Here is a 16907-nt window from a genome sequence, read left to right as displayed (position 1 = left end):
GTGAGCGAGTCCACGAGCGCTACGTACGCTGCTGCCGGGGTCGACATCGACGCCGGTGACCACGCCGTCGAGCTGCTCAAGCCGCACGCTGCCCGCGCCACCAGGCCCGAGGTGGTGGGCGGTGTCGGCGGGTTCGCCGGCCTGTTCTCGTTGAAGCCGGGCCGCTGGAAGGAGCCGCTGATCGCGTCGTCCACGGACGGCGTTGGCACCAAGATCGCGGTCGCGCAGGCACTGGACAAGCACGACACCGTCGGCATCGACCTCGTGGCGATGGTCGTCGACGACCTCGTGGTGACCGGTGCGGAGCCGTTGTTCCTCCAGGACTACATCGCGGTCGGCAAGGTCGTGCCCGAGAAGGTGGCCTCGATCGTCTCCGGCATCGCCGAGGGTTGCGTGCAGGCGGGCTGCGCGCTGCTCGGCGGGGAGACCGCCGAGCACCCGGGCATGATGGGCGAGCACGACTACGACATCTCCGCCACCGGCATCGGCGTGGTCGAGGCCGCCGACGTGCTGGGCCCCGAGCTGGTCCGGCCCGGCGACGTCGTGATCGCGATGGGCTCGACCGGCCTGCACTCCAACGGCTACTCGCTCGCGCGGCACGTGCTGCTCGACATCGCCCGGATGCCGCTCGACGGACACGTCGAGGAGTTCGGCCGCACGCTCGGCGAGGAGCTGCTGGAGCCCACGCGGATCTACGCGAAGGACTGCCTCGCGCTGGCCGCCGAGGCTGACGTGCGGACGTTCGCGCACGTCACCGGCGGTGGGCTCGCGGCCAACCTCGAGCGCGTGATGCCGCGTGGGCTCACCGCGCAGCTGGACCGCGGCACATGGACGCCGGCCCCGGTGTTCGCGCTGATCGGTCAGCGCGGCCGCATCGAGCGCGCCGAGCTGGAGCGCACCTTCAACATGGGCGTCGGCATGGTCGCCGTCGTGTCACCCGAGGACGTCGACCGCGCGCTGGCGGTGCTCACCGCGCGGCACGTGCCCGCGTGGGTGCTCGGCGACGTGCAGCCCTCCGACGACGCCGACGGGCCTCGCGCCGTGCTGACCGGTGACCACCCCCGGTTCTGACCTTCCCGTCACCCGGCGCCTGGTGGTTCCGGACGCCGAGCTGACAGAACGGTTCTCGCGCTCCTCCGGCCCTGGCGGGCAGGGCGTGAACACCACGTCGTCGCGGGTCGAGCTGTCCTTCGACGTCGCCCGTTCCCCCGCCGTGCCGGAGGACCTGCGCTCCCGGCTGCTGGCGCGGCTCGACCGCAGGCTCGTCGACGGCGTGCTGACGATCGTGGCGAGCGAGCACCGCGAGCAGCTGCGCAACCGCGAGGCCGCGCGAGCGCGGCTCGTGGCCGTGTTGCGGGAGGCGTCGGCCCCACCTCCCCGCAAGCGCCGCCCGACCAAGCCGACGCGGGGCTCGCAGGAACGCAGGCTCGCCGCGAAGAAACGTCGTGGTGACGTCAAGCGCGGCCGGGGCGGCCGGTACGACGAGTAGGGTGCGCGCGTGACCGAACCCCGCCACCCCGACGACAGTTACCTGCGTGCCCTGATCGAGCAGACCGCCGACGCCGTGCGCAGGGCCGAACCGCTCACCTCAGCCCACGACGGCGCGCCGGCGACCGTCCGCGAGGTCGTGACCGCGGCGGTCTCGGCGCGGACGCCCGAGCTCGTCGCGCTCAGCCGGGACCTGCACGCCAACCCGGAGACCGCGTTCACCGAGCACCGTTCCGCCCGCGCGGTCGCCACGCTGCTGGGGCGGCACGGTCACGACGTGCGGGTGGGCGTCGGCGGGCTCGACACGGCACTCGTCGCCACCGCCGGGGAGTCCGGCCCGCACGTCGCGGTGCTCGCCGAGTACGACGCGCTGCCCGGTATCGGTCACGCGTGCGGGCACAACATCATCTGCGCCACGGGCGTCGGCGGGTTCCTCGGCGCCGCGGCCGTGCTGTCCGACACCGGTGGCCGGGTCTCGCTCGTCGGCACTCCCGCGGAGGAGGGCGGCGGAGGCAAGGAGACGCTCGCGAGGGCGGGCGTCTTCGACGACGTGGACGCCGTCGTGATGCTGCATCCGTTCAGCCACGACATCGCGATGCACCCGTTCCTCGGCCGCCGCCAGCTGGAGATGGTCTTCCACGGCGTGAGCGCACACGCGTCGGCGCAGCCCTTCATGGGCCGCAACGCGCTCGACGCCGCGGTGAGCGCCTACCAGGGTGTCGCCGCGCTGCGCCAGCACCTGCCGCCCGGCGACCGCGTGCACGGGGTGTTCACCGACGGCGGCAGCAGGCCCAACGTCGTTCCCGACCGGGCCGCGGTGCTGTTCTACCTGCGTTCGATGCGCCCGGAGACGCTACGTGACCTGGCCGACCGGCTCGCCGCCATCGCACACGGCGCCGCGGAACTGACGGGCTGCGGGGTCGAGCTGCGCTGGGACCCCCAGCCGCCGTATCTGCCGATCCGGTTCAACCAGGCGCTGTCGCGGCGCTGGGCGGTGAACCAGCAGCAGTGCGGGCGCAGGCCGTTGCCGCCGGGCGTGGTTCCCGACTTCCTCACCGGCTCGACCGACCTTGGCAACCTGTCGTACCGGATGCCCGCGATCCACCCGATGATCGCGATCTCGGAGCCGACCGCCGCGCTGCACACGGTGGAGTTCGCCGAGGCGGCCGGCTCCGAGGCGGGCGAGCGCGCGGTGGCCGACGGCGCGCTGGGGCTCGCCCTCACGGCCGTCGACTACCTCGGCGACGAACGCCTGCGCACCGCCGTGCACGAGGAGTTCACCGAAGCGGGCGGCCCCTGGGACGTACCGAACTTCTTCGCCGATGCCAATCCCCAACCGCAGTGAAGGCCACCTTCACTGCGGTCACCGCGGTGCCGGCAGATCAGCAGACGCGATCTCGGTGAAACATTGACGAACTAGCCTGCCTTTCACTCGAGGAGCGACGGAAGGTGGGCGATGTCCGAAACCGAGGCACCCGCGCGGCAGCACCGGCTCGACCGTGTCCTGAACTGGATCGAACGCGTCGGCAACCGGCTGCCGGAGCCGTTCATCCTGTTCGTACTGCTGACCCTGCTCGTCGGCGTGGTCTCCACGATCATGGCCGCGGCCGGGGTCACCGTCAGCATCCCCGGCGAGGACGAGACCACGCCCATCCAGGGCGCGTTCACCGGCGCGGGCCTGCAGTTCCTCTTCACGGGGCTGGCGACCAACTTCATCGAGTTCCCGCCGCTGCAGACGGTGGTCACGATCATGCTCGGCGTCGGTCTCGCCGAGCGGACCGGGCTGCTGTCGGCGCTGATCCGGCTGGCCTTCCGGCGCGCGCCACGCTGGCTGTTGCCCTACGCGCTCGGGTTCGTCGGCGTCTCGGGCAGCATCATGGCCGACTCGGCGTTCATCATCATCCCGCCGCTGGCGGCGATGGTGTTCAAGGCGGCGGGCAGGCATCCGGTGGCCGGGCTCATCGGCGGGTTCGCGGCCGCGGGTGCCGGCTACTCGACGTCGGTGTTCGTGACCAGCCTCGACGCGCTGTTCGCCGGCATCAGCAACTCGGTGGCCGCCACCCTCCCGAACCCCGGCACGACGGTCACCCCGATCTCGAACTACTTCTTCAACGTCGTCGCCGCCGTCGCGCTGAGCCTGCTCGCCGGGCTGATCATCGCCAAGGTGGTGGAGCCCGCGCTGGAGCGCGGCAGGTTCCCGCGCGACGAGGTGGAGCCCGCCGCCGGCACCACGCTCACCGCCGACCTCGAACCGCGCGAGCGCAGGGCGCTGGTGATGGCGGGGCTCGCGCTGCTCGTCACCACCGTGGCCGTGCTGGTGCTCGTGCTGCTGCCGTCCTCGCCCCTGCGCAACGAGAACGGCGGGTTCCTGCCGGAGTCGCCGCTGCTCGACTCGGTGACCACGCTCGTGTTCGTCGCGTTCTTCGTGCCAGGCCTCGCCTACGGCATCTCGGCGGGAGCCATCAGCCGCTCCGCCGACGTGCCGCTGCTCATGGGCAAGGCACTCAAGGATCTCTCCGGGTTCATCGTGCTCGCGTTCGTGCTCGGCCAGTTCATCGCGCTGTTCTCGTGGACCAACATCGGCGCGTGGCTCGCGGTCACCGGCGCCAACTTCCTGGAGAGCATCGGGCTCACCGGATACGCGGCGTTCCTCGGCTTCATCGTGCTCGCCTCGCTGCTGAACCTGTTCATCATCTCGGGATCGAGCCTGTGGACACTGATGGCCGCGGTGTTCGTGCCGATGTTCCTGTTGCTGGGCTTCGAACCGGGATTCAGCCAGGCCGCGTTCCGGGTCGGCGACTCGGCGACGCAGGTGATCACGCCGCTCAACCCGTACATGATCGTGCTGCTGACGTTCGTTCGGAGATATGACCCGAACGCTGGACTGGGAACGGTGATCGCGAAGATGCTGCCCTTCGTGGTTCCATTTTGGACGGCGTGGGCGGCCATTCTGTCGGTGTTCTACTTCGCCGATCTGCCGCTGGGGCCGGGGATGGGTATCCACGTGGAACGGTGAACACGGGCGCTGGTGCGCGGCTGACGAAGGTCGCGCCCACCGTGGCGCCGACGGTGTTGAGCAGCACGTCGTCGGTGGACGTGACCCGGCCCGCGTCGATCACGTACTGGAGCGCCTCGATGCCGATCGAGGCGAGCAGTGCCGCCAGCGTCACCCTGCGCACGGAGCGCCACCACCGCCAGCGCAGCGGCAGCAGGATTCCGAGCGGCAACAGCATCGCGACGTTGGCGGTGACCTGCCAGAAGGAGTCGTTGTCCGTGAGCGCGATCTCCAGGTCGGTCCCCGGCACGAGGTTCACCCCGCCCGGCCCGGGAAAGGGCAGGAAAACAAGCGCGAGCACGAGCGCACCGAACAGGGTGATCGCCACGTCGAGCCCCGCGGTGAACACCGCGTGTCGCACGGGTTTCCTGCGGCTGCGCCACATCGCCAGTTGCCGCCACGCGAGTAGCGTGCACGGCAAGGTCAGCACCGTTATGGGGACCAGTACTCCGAAACTGCGCAGCAAAAACTCCACGCGATCTGCCTCCCCCGACTTCTCGCGACTCCCAAGATCACCTTTACATCACGGGCGCGAAATCGCACGGGGAAAGCGGACCCACAATTTGGTGATTGCCTGTTCAACTACGCCAGTGGTACTGGCGCTCCGGCCTGCCTGTTCCGCCGTAGCGGAGCCGCACCTCCGCGCGGCCGGTCTCCACGAAATGTTCGAGATAACGGCGGGCGCTGGGCCGCGACAGTTCCGTCGCCTTCGCGCATTCGCTGGCCGAAAGCCCGTCGGGATGGTCGACGAGCGCCTGCCGCACCAGCTCCGCGGTCTGCGTGGTGAGGCCCTTCGGCAGCGCGCTCGTGGTACGCGCCCGAGTGCCGAACACGTCGTCCACGTCCTGCTGCCCCGCGGTCGGCCGCGAGGAGAGCCGCGCGAGCTTGGCGTGCAGCGAGCCCACGTGTTCGAGCTGGTCGCGCAACGCCGCGTAGGAGAACGGTTTGATGAGGTAATGCAGTGCGCCGCCACGCATCGCGCCCCTGATCGTGTCCACGTCGCGGGCCGCGGTGATCACGATGACGTCGGTGTCCACAGTGGATGGATCGGCGCGCAGCTCGCGCAGCACCGTGAGCCCGTCGAGGTCGGGCAGGTAGATGTCGAGCAGCACGAGGTCGGGGGCGAGGTCGCGCACCGCGCGTAGCGCGTCGGCCCCCGTGTGGACGGCACCGACGACGGAGAATCCCGGCGTGCGCTCGACGTAGCCACTGTGGACCTTCGCGACCATGAAGTCGTCGTCGACCACGAGCACTCGGATCATCGGGACACCTTCGCGCGCGAGCCCTCGAACGGCAAGACCGCGGTGAACACGGCGCCGCCCGCGTTGTGCACCTCCACCGAACCGCCGCGCCGCCTGCACGTCTGCCGGGTGAGCGCGAGCCCGAGCCCGCGAGGGCCGCCGTGCTCGGCCGCCTTGGTGGTGAAGCCGTGCGTGAACACCTCGGTGGCGATCTCGGGCGCGACACCGGGTCCTGAGTCGCGGACCACCACCGACACCGCGGTGGCGTCGGATGTGATGCCCACCTCGACCCAGTCGCCTCCGTCCGCGCCGTGCAGCGCGTCGAGCGCGTTGTCCACGAGGTTGCCGACCACGGTCACCAGGTCGGCCGACAGCTGCTCGTCGACCTCGCCGAGCCTGCTGTCGTCGGTGACCCGCATGCCCACGCCCTGCTCCGCGGCGAGGCTCGCCTTCGCGATCAGCAGCGCGGCCACCGCGGCGTCGCCGATCCGTGCGCTGACCTGGTCGTGCCACTCGTCGTGGGCGCGGCTGACCAGGTTCACGTAGTTGCGCGCTTCGTCGTACTCGCCCAACTCGATCAGCCCGGCGATGGTGTGCAGCCGGTTGGTGAACTCGTGCGCCTGCGCACGCAGCGTGTCGGTGGTCCGCGAGCTCGCGGCCAGCTCCTCCCGCAGCTCGATCAGCTCGGTCCGGTCGCGCAGGGTCGCCACGGCGCCCAGCTCACGGCCGTCGCGCGACACCGGCATCCGGTTCATCACCAGGGCCCTGCCCGCCCGCAGCACGATGGCCTCCGCGCCGCTGGCCCTGCCGGTGAGCACGTCCCGCAGCCGGTCGCCCGCGTCGAGGTCGTCGATCCGCATCCCCACGCAGTCGGTGGGCAGGGCCAGCAGTTCCCGCGCGTGGTCGTTGACCAGAGTGATCCGGTTCTGCTGGTCGAGGCCGATGACGCCCTCCTTGATGCCGTGCAGCAGGGCCTCCCGGTGCTCGACGAGCCCGGTGATCTCGCGCGGCTCCAGCCCCAGTGTCTGCCGTTTGACCCGCCAGGCGAGGAACAGTGAGCCCGCGATCCCGAGCACGGTCGCGATGCCGAGCAGTACGAGCGCGTCGCTCGGCCGGTGGGCGATGCCCTCGAAGAAGCCAGGCGTGGCCTTGCCCGCGGCGACGATGCCCACCATCGAGCCGTCGTCGCCGATCACGGGCACGTGCGCGACGAGCGAGTCGCCGACCACGCCGACCCACGCGCGCCCCCGCGTCACCGTGCTGTCACCCAGTGGGAGCGTGGCGCGCAGCTGATCGGGATCCTGCGACGCCAGCACGCGGCGCCCCGGGTCGGCGATGCTCACGTAGTCGGCGCCGGAGAGGCTGCGGGCGCTCTCGGCGAAGATCGGCAGCGGGTCGCGGTTCACCGGATCGGCAAGGCTCACCCGCACACCGGGTGTCGCGGCCACATTCTCGGCGACGGAGAGCAACCTGCGGCCCTCGATGTCGGCGAAGTTGCCGTTGGACTGAATCACCGAGAACACGAACACGCAGCCGAGCAGGGCGAACACGATCGCCAGCAGCCAGCCGAGCAGCTGCCGCGCCAGTGATCCCTTCGCGCCCATCGGTCTCACTATGACACCTCGCGGGACGTGCGCTTCGTGAGCAGAACGAACACAAGTACCGATAAGCCCGTAACCGAGACTTCACCTCGCCGCCGTTGCACCATGTCCCCGATCACAGTGAGGTGGGAATGAGGAATCCGAAGACATGGCTGGCGGTGCTCGGTGCGGCACTGCTGGTCCTGCTCGTGCCTCCGCTCGTGAGCTCAGGCGGCGACGAGGCGGGGTCGCAGATCCGCGGCCTGCGCGTCATGGTGCCCAACACGCCGGGCGGCGGCTACGACATCACCGCGCGAACCGCGGTCAAGGCGATCGAGGACAACGGCCTCAACGGCACCACCGAGGTGTTCAACCTCCCCGGCGCCGGTGGCACGGTGGGGCTCGGCAGGCTCGTCGGCGAACGCGGCAACGGCAAGCTCGCGATGTCGATGGGGCTCGGCGTGGTCGGCTCGGTCTACACCAACTCGTCGCCGTCGTCGCTCAAGGACACGACGCCGATCGCGAAACTCACCGAGGAAGCCGACATCATCGTGGTCGGCAAGGACTCGCCGTACCGGAACATCCGGCAGCTGCTCGACGCGTGGAAGGCCGATCCGGCCTCGCTGCCGGTCGGCGGCGGCTCGTCGCCGGGCGGGCCCGACCACCTGGCGCCGATGCTCACCGCGAAGGCCATCGGGCTGCCGCCGAAGGACGTCCGGTACGTGTCGTTCGACGGCGGTGGCGAGCTGATGGCATCGGTGCTCGGCGGCAAGGTCGCGTTCGGCGTCACCGGCATCGGCGAGGCGAGGGACCAGATCGAGGCGGGAGAGCTGCGCGCGCTCGCGGTCACCGGCCCCGAGCGGGTGGCCGGCATCGACGCGCCGACGCTCATGGAGTCCGGTGTGGACGTGAACTTCACCAACTGGCGCGGCATCGTCGCGCCGCCGGGGCTGTCGCAGTCCGATCGCGACAAGCTGATCACGATGTTCACGAAGCTGCACGGCACGCAGCAGTGGAAGCAGGCACTGCGGCTCAACGCGTGGGACGACGCCTTCCAGACGGGCGAGAAGTTCGGCGACTTCCTGGCCGCGGAGACCGAACGTGTCGAATCGGTGCTGAAGGAGCTGGGGCTGGCATGAGCGTCGAGACGTCCACGGTGGAGGAGTCCACCGGTACCGCGGAGCGCAAGAGCTGGTGGCGAGAGCACTCCGAGCTGGGCATGTGCGCATTCCTGCTGCTGCTCGGCGTGCTGGTGCTCACCGAAGGGCTGACCCTGCCCACCGACTTCACCACACGCGGCCCGCTGGGCCCGCAGGCGGTGCCGGTGGCCGTCGGCTCACTGCTGGTGCTGATCTCGCTGCTGCTGGCGCGCGACGTGCTGCGCGGTGGCAGGGGCGAGGCCGAGGGCGGCGAGGACATCGACCTGTCCACCGCCGCCGACTGGCGGACGGTGCTGCTGCTGGCCGGCGCGTTTCTCGCCAACGCGGCACTGATCGACGTGGCCGGGTTCCCGGTGTCGTCGGCGGTCATGTTCTGGGGCGCGGCCTACGCGCTGGGCAGCCGCAACTTCGTCCGTGACCCGCTCATCGCCGCGGTGCTGTCGGTGGTGACGTGGGTGGCCTTCAACGAGCTGCTCGGGGTTCCGCTTCCCGGCGGCCCGCTGATGGGGGTGTTCTGATGGACGCCGTTTCGTCCCTACTCGACGGCTTCGGCACCGCGCTGACGCCGTCCAACCTGCTGGTCGCCGCGATCGGCGTGGTGCTCGGCACCGCGATCGGCGTACTGCCCGGCATCGGGCCCGCGATGGCGGTGGCCCTGCTGCTGCCGGTGACCTACGGGCTCGACCCGACGGCCGCGCTGATCATGTTCGCCGGCATCTACTACGGCGGCATGTTCGGCGGCTCGACGACGTCGATCCTGCTGAACACGCCCGGTGAGACGGCGGCGGTGGTCACCGCGATGGAAGGTCACCCGATGGCCAAACGCGGCCGGGGCCCGCAGGCGCTGGCCGCCGCGGCGATCGGGCACTTCATCGGCGGCATCGTCGGCACGGTGCTGCTGGTGCTGCTCGCCCCGGCGGTCGCGTCGCTGGCCGTCGACATCGGTGCCCCCGACTACTTCGCGATCATGGTGCTCGCGTTCGTGGCGGTGACGTCGGTGCTGGGCAAGTCGCGGCTGCGCGGGTTCGCGTCGCTGCTGATCGGGCTCACCATCGGGCTCGTCGGCCTCGACCAGCTCACCGGCCAGGCGCGGCTGACGTTCGGCTCGCTGCACCTCGCCGACGGCGTGGACGTGGTGATCGTGGCGGTCGGCCTGTTCGCGGTCGGCGAGTCGCTCTGGGTCGCGGCGCACCTGCGGCACAAGCTGGCGGAGCCCATTCCGGTGGGCAGGCCGTGGCTCGGCCGAGGAGACGTGCGCCGCACGTGGAAGCCGTGGCTGCGCGGTCCGTTCATCGGCTTCCCGTTCGGGGCGATCCCGGCGGGCGGCGCCGAGATCCCGACGTTCCTCTCCTACGTGACCGAGAAGCGGTTCTCGCGGCACAAGGACGAGTGGGGCAAGGGCGCCATCGAGGGCGTCGCCGGGCCGGAGTCCACGGCCAGCGCGTCCGCGGCGGGCACGCTCGTGACGATGCTGACCCTTGGCCTGCCCACCACGGCGGTGGCGGCGGTGATGCTCGCTGCGTTCCAGCAGTACGGCATCCAGCCGGGCCCGCTGCTGTTCGAACGGGAGTCGGCGCTGGTGTGGGGGCTCATCGCGAGCCTGTTCGTGGGCCTGGTGCTGCTGCTGGTGATCAACCTGCCGATGGCGCCGGTGTGGGCGAAGCTGCTGCGGATCCCCCGTCCGTACCTGTACGCGGGCATCCTGTTCTTCGCGAGCGTGGGTGCGTACGCGGTGGGCGGCGAGGTGCTGGACCTGCTGCTGCTCTTCGCGATCGGTGTGCTGGGCTTCGCGATGCGGCGGTTCGGGCTGCCGGTGCTCCCTGCGATCATCGGCGTGATCCTCGGCCCGGCGGCGGAGCTGCAGATGCGGCGAGCCCTCCAGATCAGCGACGGCAACCTGTCCGGGCTGGTCAACTCCCCGATGGCGGTGACGGTCTACGTGGTGATCGCCCTGATCCTCGCGTGGCCCCTCATCCGGAAGCTGACCAAGCGCCGGGAGCAAACCCCTCAGGAGAAGGTCGACGCTTAGCCCCAACCGCCCCCAAGGCCACCTTTGTTGCGTTCAACGCAACAAAGGTGGCCTTGGGGGCAGTCATGCTCAGGAGGCGACTCGGAGGCATTCGGCCAGCACGCGCTGCAGGTGCAGGCCGCGGTGGACGTCGCAGTCGTGCTCCCGCACCCCGCTGGCGATCAGGGCCGCGAAGTCGTCGAGCAGGGCCGTGAACGACTCGCCCTCCTGACCCGGCTTGCGGCCCATCGAGCGGAACCCCGCGTCGCCGTACACCGCGAACTCGGTGACGGTCGGCCGCATCGGCAGCCGCGTCGACAGGGCGACCGTGCTCGTGGCTCGCCCCTCGTGTTCCAGCAGCACGTGCCAGAGGTCCGCGTCGCTTCGGTGCGCCGCGAGGACCCCGGTGATCTCGCCCAGTGCGGCGTCCATGAGGTCGAACGCGTGCGGTCCGATGTCGCCGAGCGCGCCCTCGGCCTGCCGCCACGGCGACCCGCCGTACTTCTCGCCGAGCAGCGCGCCCGAGAGCCACCGGGCGTGGCCGCCCTTCCAGCCGCCCGCCTCGGCGAGCCCGGCCAGCCATTCGCGGGTCTGCAGCGTGTAGCGCAGGGTCAGCATCAGCAGCGCCACCACGTCGGCCTGCGACACGGCGTCCGCGATCCGCTGCGCCGCGGCGACGTCGTGGGCGAGCGGCTTCTCCAGGATCAGGTGCTTGCCGGCCTTGGCGGCGGGCAGGGCGTACTCGGCCTGCACGGCGGGCGGCACGGCGAACGCGACGGCGTCCACCTCGCCGAGCAGCTCCTCGAAGCTCGCGCACGCGTAGGTGCCGTGCTCCTCGGCGAGGGCCTCGGCCACCTCGGGCCGCCGGGTCCACACCGCGCTCAGCGACGTCCCGGGGTGATCGGAGATGCCGGGCGCGTGCACGGTGCGCGCCCACGGTCCTGCGCCGACGAGGCCGACCCGAAGCTGAGTTTCCACGCCCGCACTCTAGGCGCAGGGCAGGGAACGCGTTGACCGCCCGTCCGCCTCGCTAGGATCACCGTCATGGGGGTCTTGGGCAGGTTGTTCGGTGGCAAGGGCAAGACTCAACCGCCGGCTCTCGCGGTGGTCAGGCGAGCCGGTGCGGAGGTCATGCGGGTCGGAGACACCTTCGTGATCTCCGGGAGGGGCCTGACCGTGACCGGTGAACTGCTGCTTCCGGTGCGCGTCGACGAAAGGCTCGACGTCCTTCACGACGGCAAGGAGCGGCCCCTGCGCGTCACCGGAATGCTGATCGACAAGGAGCAGGTGGAGTCGGCCGTTCCGGGCACGAAGGTCGCGCTGATGCTGTCCAAGTGGCAACTGCCGACGATCTGATCGCCGGCGGTCGCCTCACTCGTAGCTGTAGAAGCCCCGGCCGGTCTTCTTGCCCAGCAGGCCCGCGTCCACCATGCGCAGCAGCAACGGCGGCGACGAGTACAGCGGCTCCTTGAACTCCGCGTACATCGAGTCCGCGATGGCCTTGATGGTGTCCAGCCCGATGAGGTCGGCCAGCCGCAGCGGGCCCATCGGGTGGGCGGTGCCCTTCTCCATGCCGTGGTCGATGTCCTCGGCGGAGGCGAAGCCCGACTCGAACATCCTGATCGCCGAGAGCAGGTACGGCACGAGCAGCGCGTTGACGATGAAGCCCGCGCGGTCCTGCGAGCGGATCACCGTCTTTCCGAGTGCGCCCGCGACGTGCGCGTCGGCCCGCTCCGCGGTCTTGTCACCCGTGAGCAGCGACGGCACCAGCTCCACGAGCGGCAACACCGGAACCGGGTTGAAGAAATGGATGCCGATCACCTGCTGCGGCCGGTCCGTGGCCATGCCCAGCTTCATGATCGGGATGGAGGAGGTATTGGAGGCGAGGATCGCGTCCTCGCGCTCGACGACCTTGTCCAGCGAGCGGAACACCTCGACCTTGGCCTGCTCCTGTTCGAGCACGGCCTCCACGACGAGGTCGCGGTCGGCGAACGCGTCGAGGTCGGTGGTGAACGTGATCCGCGCGAGGGCGGCGTCCGCGTCCTCCGCCGCGAGCTTGCCGCTGCGGACACCACGCTGCAGCGACTTCTCGATGCGGGCCCTGCCCGCGTCGAGCGCGGGCTTGCTCACCTCGGTCACCGCCACGTCGATGCCTGCTCGCGCGTGCACCTCCGCGATGCCCGAGCCCATCAGGCCCGCTCCGACCACTCCGACGCGCTGAATGTCAGGCACCGTTGCTCCTCACGTCTGCTCGCCCGCGAAAGGTGAGCACGCGGAACGCGAGGGTGGGCGCCGGCGTAACCGGCTCCCACCCTCGCGTCACGCAGTGCTTCAACGACGGTAGTCGTCGTACCCGTCGTACGGGTCCTCGTACCGCTCCTCGTCCTCACCGCGGTGGTTGTCCTCGTCAGAGGAACTGCCCGACAGCTCGCGCTGCAAGGCATCGAAATCCGTGGTGGGAACGCTGTACTTGAGCTCCCGGGCCACCTTCGTCTGCTTGGCCTTAGCTCGGCCGCGCCCCATGGCTCGACCCCCTTGCACAGGGGCGGGGCGGCCGGGGGAATCGGCGGCCCCGCGTCGTCTCGACAACTATTTCCTGAAGACACCGTACCGTGTCGAAGGGGTCTCATGCGACGTGGCACGGTGTGCGAACGGTGACAGTATTGCTCCCCGCCGCCGGAACGGGCCAGCCGGTGCTCACGCGCGTGCGGGGCCGTGCCAGGATTTCGGGGTGCTCCGTCCGTTCGTGGCCTATCTCCGGGTGTACGAACCGCTGTCGGCCTTCGGTGAACCCCCTGACGACCAGCTGGTGCGTGCTGCCGAGGCGGCCAAGCTGTCCCGTGCCACCGCCGGCGAGCGGGAGCACCTGCTGTGGTTGAAGTCACAGATTTCAATACCGCCTCGGCTGCTCCCCGCGGAGCTTCCCGGGGGCGCCCCCGCGCCGAGCGGGAAGACCGACGTGCTCGTGCTCGACCCCGCCGACGTGCCCACCTCAGGCAGCGCCGTGGTGGGCCCCGGACCGCTCGTGTGCCCGCTGGAGGTGAGGGTGCGTTCGGCGGCCGCGTTGGTCGGCTTCCTTGGCGAGGCCCACCCGGCGCTGCGGGCCGCCGTGCTCGACGCGGTCGGCTCGTCGGCCGAGTCCGTCCGGTCCAGGGCCAACGCCGCATTGCGCGACGTGCGCACCGGCACCATGCACGTGCTGTCGACGACATGGACGGTGCCGCTGCCGTGGTTCTCGCTCATCGAGCCGGACGAGCGCAGGCTCGTGCTCGGCGACGGTCAGCACGACCCGCGGCGGGAGCTGTCCTGGCGCACGGCCATGACCGACGCTCTGCGCCGGGTGGCCGAGGCGGAAGAGCTGGTGCAGGAAACGCTCGGCGACTCGGGCCCCACGCGGATTCTCGCCGAGACCGGGCGCTGGCTGTCGAACTTCCACCCAGCCTCCGCGGTCGAGCTCGACTACGGCGGCCTCGTGCAGCTGATCGAGGACCCGATCCTCGAGTCGGACACCTCCGCCGAGGAGGTGCACTCGATACTGGAGGCGCTGCGGGGCGGCGCCGTCGAGGAGATCGCCGACCTGTTCCAGACGCTGCGGGACTACTGGGGCGACCTGGCCGCACGGGAGCGGTTCAACTAGCGAGGGCCTTCAGCACCTCGTCGGTCACGCGCAGCTCGCCGACCTCGCGGCCGCCGCCGAGCACCACGCCCGCGCCCCTGCCGAGGCCGTCGAGCACCGAGGCGGCGGCCGGGTTCTCCGGCACCGCCCCGAGCGCCCGCAGCGCCGCCACCAGCAGCGGAGCGCGGCCCCGGGTGGCACCGTCGGCGAGCTTGAGCGCCACCCCGGTGCCGTCGGGCAGCGCGATCGCGTGCACGCCCTCGGCGCCGACCTTCGCCAGCAGCCCCGGCACGGCGTGCATCAGCAGCGTGTCGTCCCGGCCGGTGCCCGCCACGAGCCACGGCTTCGCCCGCATCGCGTCGGCCACCCGCCGACGTGGTCCTTCCTGCGCGGTCACGAGCCCGGAGAAAGCCCGCGCGAGCCCGGTCAGCGAGAACGCGAAGAGCGGCGCGCCACAGCCGTCGACACCGGTCGCCGCGATCGGCTCGCCCGTCAGCTTCACCACCGTGCCGGCGATCGCCTGCTGCAGCTCGTGCCCCGGCTCGTGGTAGCCGCCGGTCGGCCAGCACCTGCGCACGCACGTGGCCAGCATGCCGGCGTGCTTGCCGGAGCAGTTCATCGCCGCGCGCCGCCTGCCGGGCCACGCCCGGACCGCCTCGATGCGGGCAGGCTCGTACAGCGGGTAGTCGGCGGGGCAGCGCAGGTCGTCCTCGGTGAGTCCGGCGGCGGCGAGCATCGTCAGCGCCAGCTCGACGTGTCCAGGTTCGCCGTTGTGCGAGGCGCAGGTCAGGGCGAGTTGCTCGGTGTCGAGGTCGAGCCCGCACTCCAGCATGGCAACGGCCTGCAGTGGCTTGTTGGCCGAGCGGGGGTAGCACGGCCGTTCCACGTCGCCGAGCGCGGTGCGCACCGAGCCGTCGGGCCGGACGATCACCAGCGCGCCGTGGTGCACGCTCTCGACGAACCCCGAGCGGACCAGCTCGACGAGGACCGGGTCCAGGGCGTCAGTCACCCTCGGAATCGTCCCTCCGCCGCTCGCTCGCGAGCAGCTCGTCGACCGAGGCCGTGCCCGAGGCGTAGCGGCGGGCGATCTCGGCGTTGAAGGCGTCGACCACGGCCTGCACCTCGCGCCGCCGCTGCGACACCGACTGCTCCTGCTCGCGGAAGCTGTGCAGGGTCTGGGTGAGCTGGTCCTCCGAGAGCGAAGAGACGTCCGAGAGGTCCGCGTTGCCGACGAGCGCCTCGGCCCGGCGCCGGTACTCGCCCGCCCGCGACGGTTCGAGCGACTGGTGCCTGCCGGAGCCGGTGGCGGGGCCGAGCGCGTTGTCGGCGAGGATCGTCGCCAGCTGCTCGACGATGCTGGTGTCCCCGCCGGACGAGCGGCGCTGCTGCTCGGCCTTGACGATGTCGATCCTGGCGTGCAGCAGCCTGCGCAGGTAGGAGAGGTCCGTCTCCTCCTGGGCGGCCTCGTCCCGCCGTTCGCGCAGCGTGGACATCGCAAGCGCGTCCAGGTCACGGACGTAGTCGGTGGCGAGGACACGGTCGATGCGACGTCGCCCGCCGGGCCGGACTTCGATCACGGGGGCCATCCTGCTCTAGATCGGTCGGGCACACCAGGGAAAGACATGATCATCTCATCCCCGGAACTGTTGTACCGCCTCCCGCCCCGGCGCCGCACCCTCCGAGGGGATCGAGTCGGGGTCGATGGCGGCCTGGACCGCGCGGTCCTCCGCGCCCGCGATCAGCTCCGCGTCGGCCGGGGTCGACCGTTTGACGAGAGCGAGCGCGATCGGGCCCAGTTCGTGATGTTGCGCCACGGTGCCGAGCCTGCCGATCTGGCGCTCGCCGAGCAGCACCGGGTCACCCGTCTCGGGATAGATCTCCGGGGAGCCGTCCAGGTGCAGCAGCACCATGTTGCGCGGCGGCCTGCCGACGTTGTGCACCTTCGCCACCGTCTCCTGGCCCCGGTAGCAGCCCTTCGCGACGTGGGCGGCCGAGCCGATCCAGTTCACCTCGTGGGGGATGGTGCGCTCGTCGGTGTCGACGCCGAGGCGCGGACGCAGCGACTCCACGCGCAGCGCGTCGAACGCCCAGCTGCCGACGGGCCTCGCGCCGGCATCGGTCAGCCGCTCCCACCACGTCGTCAGCTCGGCACGGGGCACCAGCAGGTCGACGGCGTGCCTGCCAGGCCACGGCATGCGGCGCGCGAGCCCGCCGCCAGGCAGCGGCGCCACGGCGTAGGGCTGCGGGGCGAGCTCAACGTCGAGGACTCCGGCGACGTCGGGCCCCAGCAGGGTGAGCACGGCGAAGTCCTCGGTCGCGTCGTGGATGTCCACCTTGGACCAGAACTTCATCGCTTCGAGGTAGCCCAGCAGGGTCTGCTTGCCGCCCTTGGGCAGCGCGCTCGTGGCTTGCGCGCCGGGATCGGTGTCGAGGTACACCGTGTCGCCGGTGTGGGCGAGCACCATGTGCGCGTCGATGCGGCCCTGGCTGTCCAGCACGAGCGCCTCGGTGCCGGTGTCGTCGGGCAACGCCGAGACGTGCTGCGAGATCACGAGGTGCAGCCACGACAGTCGCTCCTCGCCCGTCACCGTGATGACGTCCCGATGTGACCGGTCGACCACGGCCACGCCACGCACGGCGGTGCGTTGCTCGGCGAACGGATCCCCCCAGTGCCAGGGCACCCCGGACTCGGGGTGACCTTCGGGTGCCCCGACCGCGCCGGGCCGGGAGAGCAGCGGTGACTGGTAGGCCATACGAAC

The 16907-nt window shown here is 71.0% G+C and carries 17 protein-coding genes and 1 pseudogene; 9 read left to right on the top strand and 9 right to left on the bottom strand.

Translation table 11 applies throughout. The features are described 5' to 3' along the window. The 4 genes from purM (at position 1) to BA062_RS00580 (ending at position 4504) form a co-directional block, all read left to right on the top strand. Positions 1-1071, top strand: a complete 1071-nt coding sequence (gene purM, locus BA062_RS00595; protein ID WP_110334321.1) for a phosphoribosylformylglycinamidine cyclo-ligase — start codon at positions 1-3, stop codon at positions 1069-1071. Continuing rightward, positions 1052-1489, top strand: a complete 438-nt coding sequence (gene arfB / locus BA062_RS00590) for an alternative ribosome rescue aminoacyl-tRNA hydrolase ArfB (protein WP_110334028.1) — start codon at positions 1052-1054, stop codon at positions 1487-1489. Before purM ends, arfB begins: the two co-directional genes overlap by 20 nt. 9 nt (positions 1490-1498) lie before the next feature. Then, positions 1499-2833, top strand: a complete 1335-nt coding sequence (locus BA062_RS00585) for a M20 family metallopeptidase (RefSeq protein ID WP_110334027.1) — start codon at positions 1499-1501, stop codon at positions 2831-2833. 111 nt (positions 2834-2944) lie between these two features. Further along, positions 2945-4504, top strand: coding sequence for an AbgT family transporter (locus BA062_RS00580; protein WP_110334026.1), 1560 nt, complete (start codon positions 2945-2947; stop codon positions 4502-4504). Between the two features lie 34 nt (positions 4505-4538). Here the strand turns inward: BA062_RS00580 and BA062_RS41265 are convergent. The 3 genes and pseudogenes from BA062_RS41265 to BA062_RS00565 all read right to left on the bottom strand — a co-directional run. Further along, positions 4539-4928 (bottom strand): annotated as a pseudogene (locus BA062_RS41265) (VanZ family protein); the annotation flags it as partial. A 193-nt stretch (positions 4929-5121) separates the two neighbouring features. Next, entirely contained in the window at positions 5122-5805 is a 684-nt protein-coding gene (locus BA062_RS00570; RefSeq protein ID WP_110334024.1) for a response regulator, read from the bottom strand. Continuing rightward, a complete protein-coding gene (locus BA062_RS00565) occupies positions 5802-7388 on the bottom strand; it encodes a sensor histidine kinase (protein WP_110334023.1) in 1587 nt (528 codons plus the stop codon). Before BA062_RS00565 ends, BA062_RS00570 begins: the two co-directional genes overlap by 4 nt. Before the next feature lie 128 nt (positions 7389-7516). Here BA062_RS00565 and BA062_RS00560 point away from each other — a divergent pair, with 128 nt between their 5' ends. From BA062_RS00560 to BA062_RS00550, 3 genes are read left to right on the top strand one after another with little or no spacing between them, the layout of a single operon-like run. Further along, positions 7517-8503, top strand: coding sequence for a Bug family tripartite tricarboxylate transporter substrate binding protein (locus BA062_RS00560; protein ID WP_110334022.1), 987 nt, complete (start codon positions 7517-7519; stop codon positions 8501-8503). Continuing rightward, entirely contained in the window at positions 8500-9042 is a 543-nt protein-coding gene (locus BA062_RS00555; protein ID WP_110334021.1) for a tripartite tricarboxylate transporter TctB family protein, read from the top strand. The genes BA062_RS00560 and BA062_RS00555 overlap by 4 nt, the downstream gene beginning before the upstream one ends. Continuing rightward, on the top strand, positions 9042-10553 hold the full coding sequence (locus BA062_RS00550) for a tripartite tricarboxylate transporter permease (RefSeq protein ID WP_110334020.1): 1512 nt from the start codon (positions 9042-9044) through the stop codon (positions 10551-10553). Before BA062_RS00555 ends, BA062_RS00550 begins: the two co-directional genes overlap by 1 nt. A 69-nt stretch (positions 10554-10622) precedes the next feature. On the opposite strand, the gene BA062_RS00545 is transcribed toward BA062_RS00550, so the two are convergent. Then, the gene (locus tag BA062_RS00545) at positions 10623-11510 is read right to left on the bottom strand and encodes a Gfo/Idh/MocA family protein (protein WP_110334019.1); all 888 of its coding nucleotides are present in this window, start codon (positions 11508-11510) and stop codon (positions 10623-10625) included. Positions 11511-11576: 66 nt separating this feature from the next. Between BA062_RS00545 and BA062_RS00540 the strand changes: the two genes are divergently transcribed. Further along, positions 11577-11888 (top strand): hypothetical protein, encoded by a 312-nt coding sequence (locus BA062_RS00540; RefSeq protein ID WP_110334018.1) that lies wholly within the window; start codon positions 11577-11579, stop codon positions 11886-11888. A 15-nt stretch (positions 11889-11903) separates the two neighbouring features. On the opposite strand, the gene BA062_RS00535 is transcribed toward BA062_RS00540, so the two are convergent. Beyond that, the gene (locus BA062_RS00535) at positions 11904-12764 is read right to left on the bottom strand and encodes a 3-hydroxybutyryl-CoA dehydrogenase (RefSeq protein ID WP_110334017.1); all 861 of its coding nucleotides are present in this window, start codon (positions 12762-12764) and stop codon (positions 11904-11906) included. A gap of 99 nt (positions 12765-12863) precedes the next feature. After that, the gene (locus tag BA062_RS00530; RefSeq protein WP_110334016.1) at positions 12864-13055 is read right to left on the bottom strand and encodes a DUF3073 domain-containing protein; all 192 of its coding nucleotides are present in this window, start codon (positions 13053-13055) and stop codon (positions 12864-12866) included. Between the two features lie 208 nt (positions 13056-13263). Here BA062_RS00530 and BA062_RS00525 point away from each other — a divergent pair, with 208 nt between their 5' ends. Further along, on the top strand, positions 13264-14169 hold the full coding sequence (locus BA062_RS00525) for a DUF8083 family protein (protein ID WP_110334015.1): 906 nt from the start codon (positions 13264-13266) through the stop codon (positions 14167-14169). Here the strand turns inward: BA062_RS00525 and BA062_RS00520 are convergent. The 3 genes from BA062_RS00520 to ygfZ are packed head-to-tail and all read right to left on the bottom strand — an operon-like array spanning position 14162 to position 16901. After that, a complete protein-coding gene (locus BA062_RS00520) occupies positions 14162-15157 on the bottom strand; it encodes an asparaginase (protein WP_110334014.1) in 996 nt (331 codons plus the stop codon). The two genes, BA062_RS00525 and BA062_RS00520, sit on opposite strands and share 8 nt — an antisense overlap. After that, entirely contained in the window at positions 15150-15725 is a 576-nt protein-coding gene (locus BA062_RS00515) for an RsiG family protein (RefSeq protein ID WP_110334013.1), read from the bottom strand. Before BA062_RS00515 ends, BA062_RS00520 begins: the two co-directional genes overlap by 8 nt. A 54-nt stretch (positions 15726-15779) precedes the next feature. Next, on the bottom strand, positions 15780-16901 hold the full coding sequence (gene ygfZ / locus BA062_RS00510; RefSeq protein ID WP_110334012.1) for a CAF17-like 4Fe-4S cluster assembly/insertion protein YgfZ: 1122 nt from the start codon (positions 16899-16901) through the stop codon (positions 15780-15782). Positions 16902-16907 lie beyond the last annotated feature (6 nt).

It is taken from the genome of Prauserella flavalba (assembly GCF_003202235.1).
GTDB lineage: Bacteria > Actinomycetota > Actinomycetes > Mycobacteriales > Pseudonocardiaceae > Prauserella_A > Prauserella_A flavalba.
The sequence above is the reverse complement of the archived record's forward strand: the minus strand, read 5'-3'. Positions and strand labels throughout refer to the sequence as shown.

Bases quoted from the DNA above. Each gene is read 5' to 3' on its own strand.
- BA062_RS00580 (WP_110334026.1), top strand. From the start codon at position 2,945: ATGTCCGAAACCGAGGCACCCGCGCGGCAGCACCGGCTCGACCGTGTC.
- BA062_RS00570 (WP_110334024.1), bottom strand. From the start codon at position 5,805: ATGATCCGAGTGCTCGTGGTCGACGACGACTTCATGGTCGCGAAGGTC.
- BA062_RS00565 (WP_110334023.1), bottom strand. From the start codon at position 7,388: ATGGGCGCGAAGGGATCACTGGCGCGGCAGCTGCTCGGCTGGCTGCTG.
- BA062_RS00560 (WP_110334022.1), top strand. From the start codon at position 7,517: ATGAGGAATCCGAAGACATGGCTGGCGGTGCTCGGTGCGGCACTGCTG.
- BA062_RS00555 (WP_110334021.1), top strand. From the start codon at position 8,500: ATGAGCGTCGAGACGTCCACGGTGGAGGAGTCCACCGGTACCGCGGAG.
- BA062_RS00550 (WP_110334020.1), top strand. From the start codon at position 9,042: ATGGACGCCGTTTCGTCCCTACTCGACGGCTTCGGCACCGCGCTGACG.
- BA062_RS00540 (WP_110334018.1), top strand. From the start codon at position 11,577: ATGGGGGTCTTGGGCAGGTTGTTCGGTGGCAAGGGCAAGACTCAACCG.
- BA062_RS00530 (WP_110334016.1), bottom strand. From the start codon at position 13,055: ATGGGGCGCGGCCGAGCTAAGGCCAAGCAGACGAAGGTGGCCCGGGAG.
- ygfZ (WP_110334012.1), bottom strand. From the start codon at position 16,901: ATGGCCTACCAGTCACCGCTGCTCTCCCGGCCCGGCGCGGTCGGGGCA.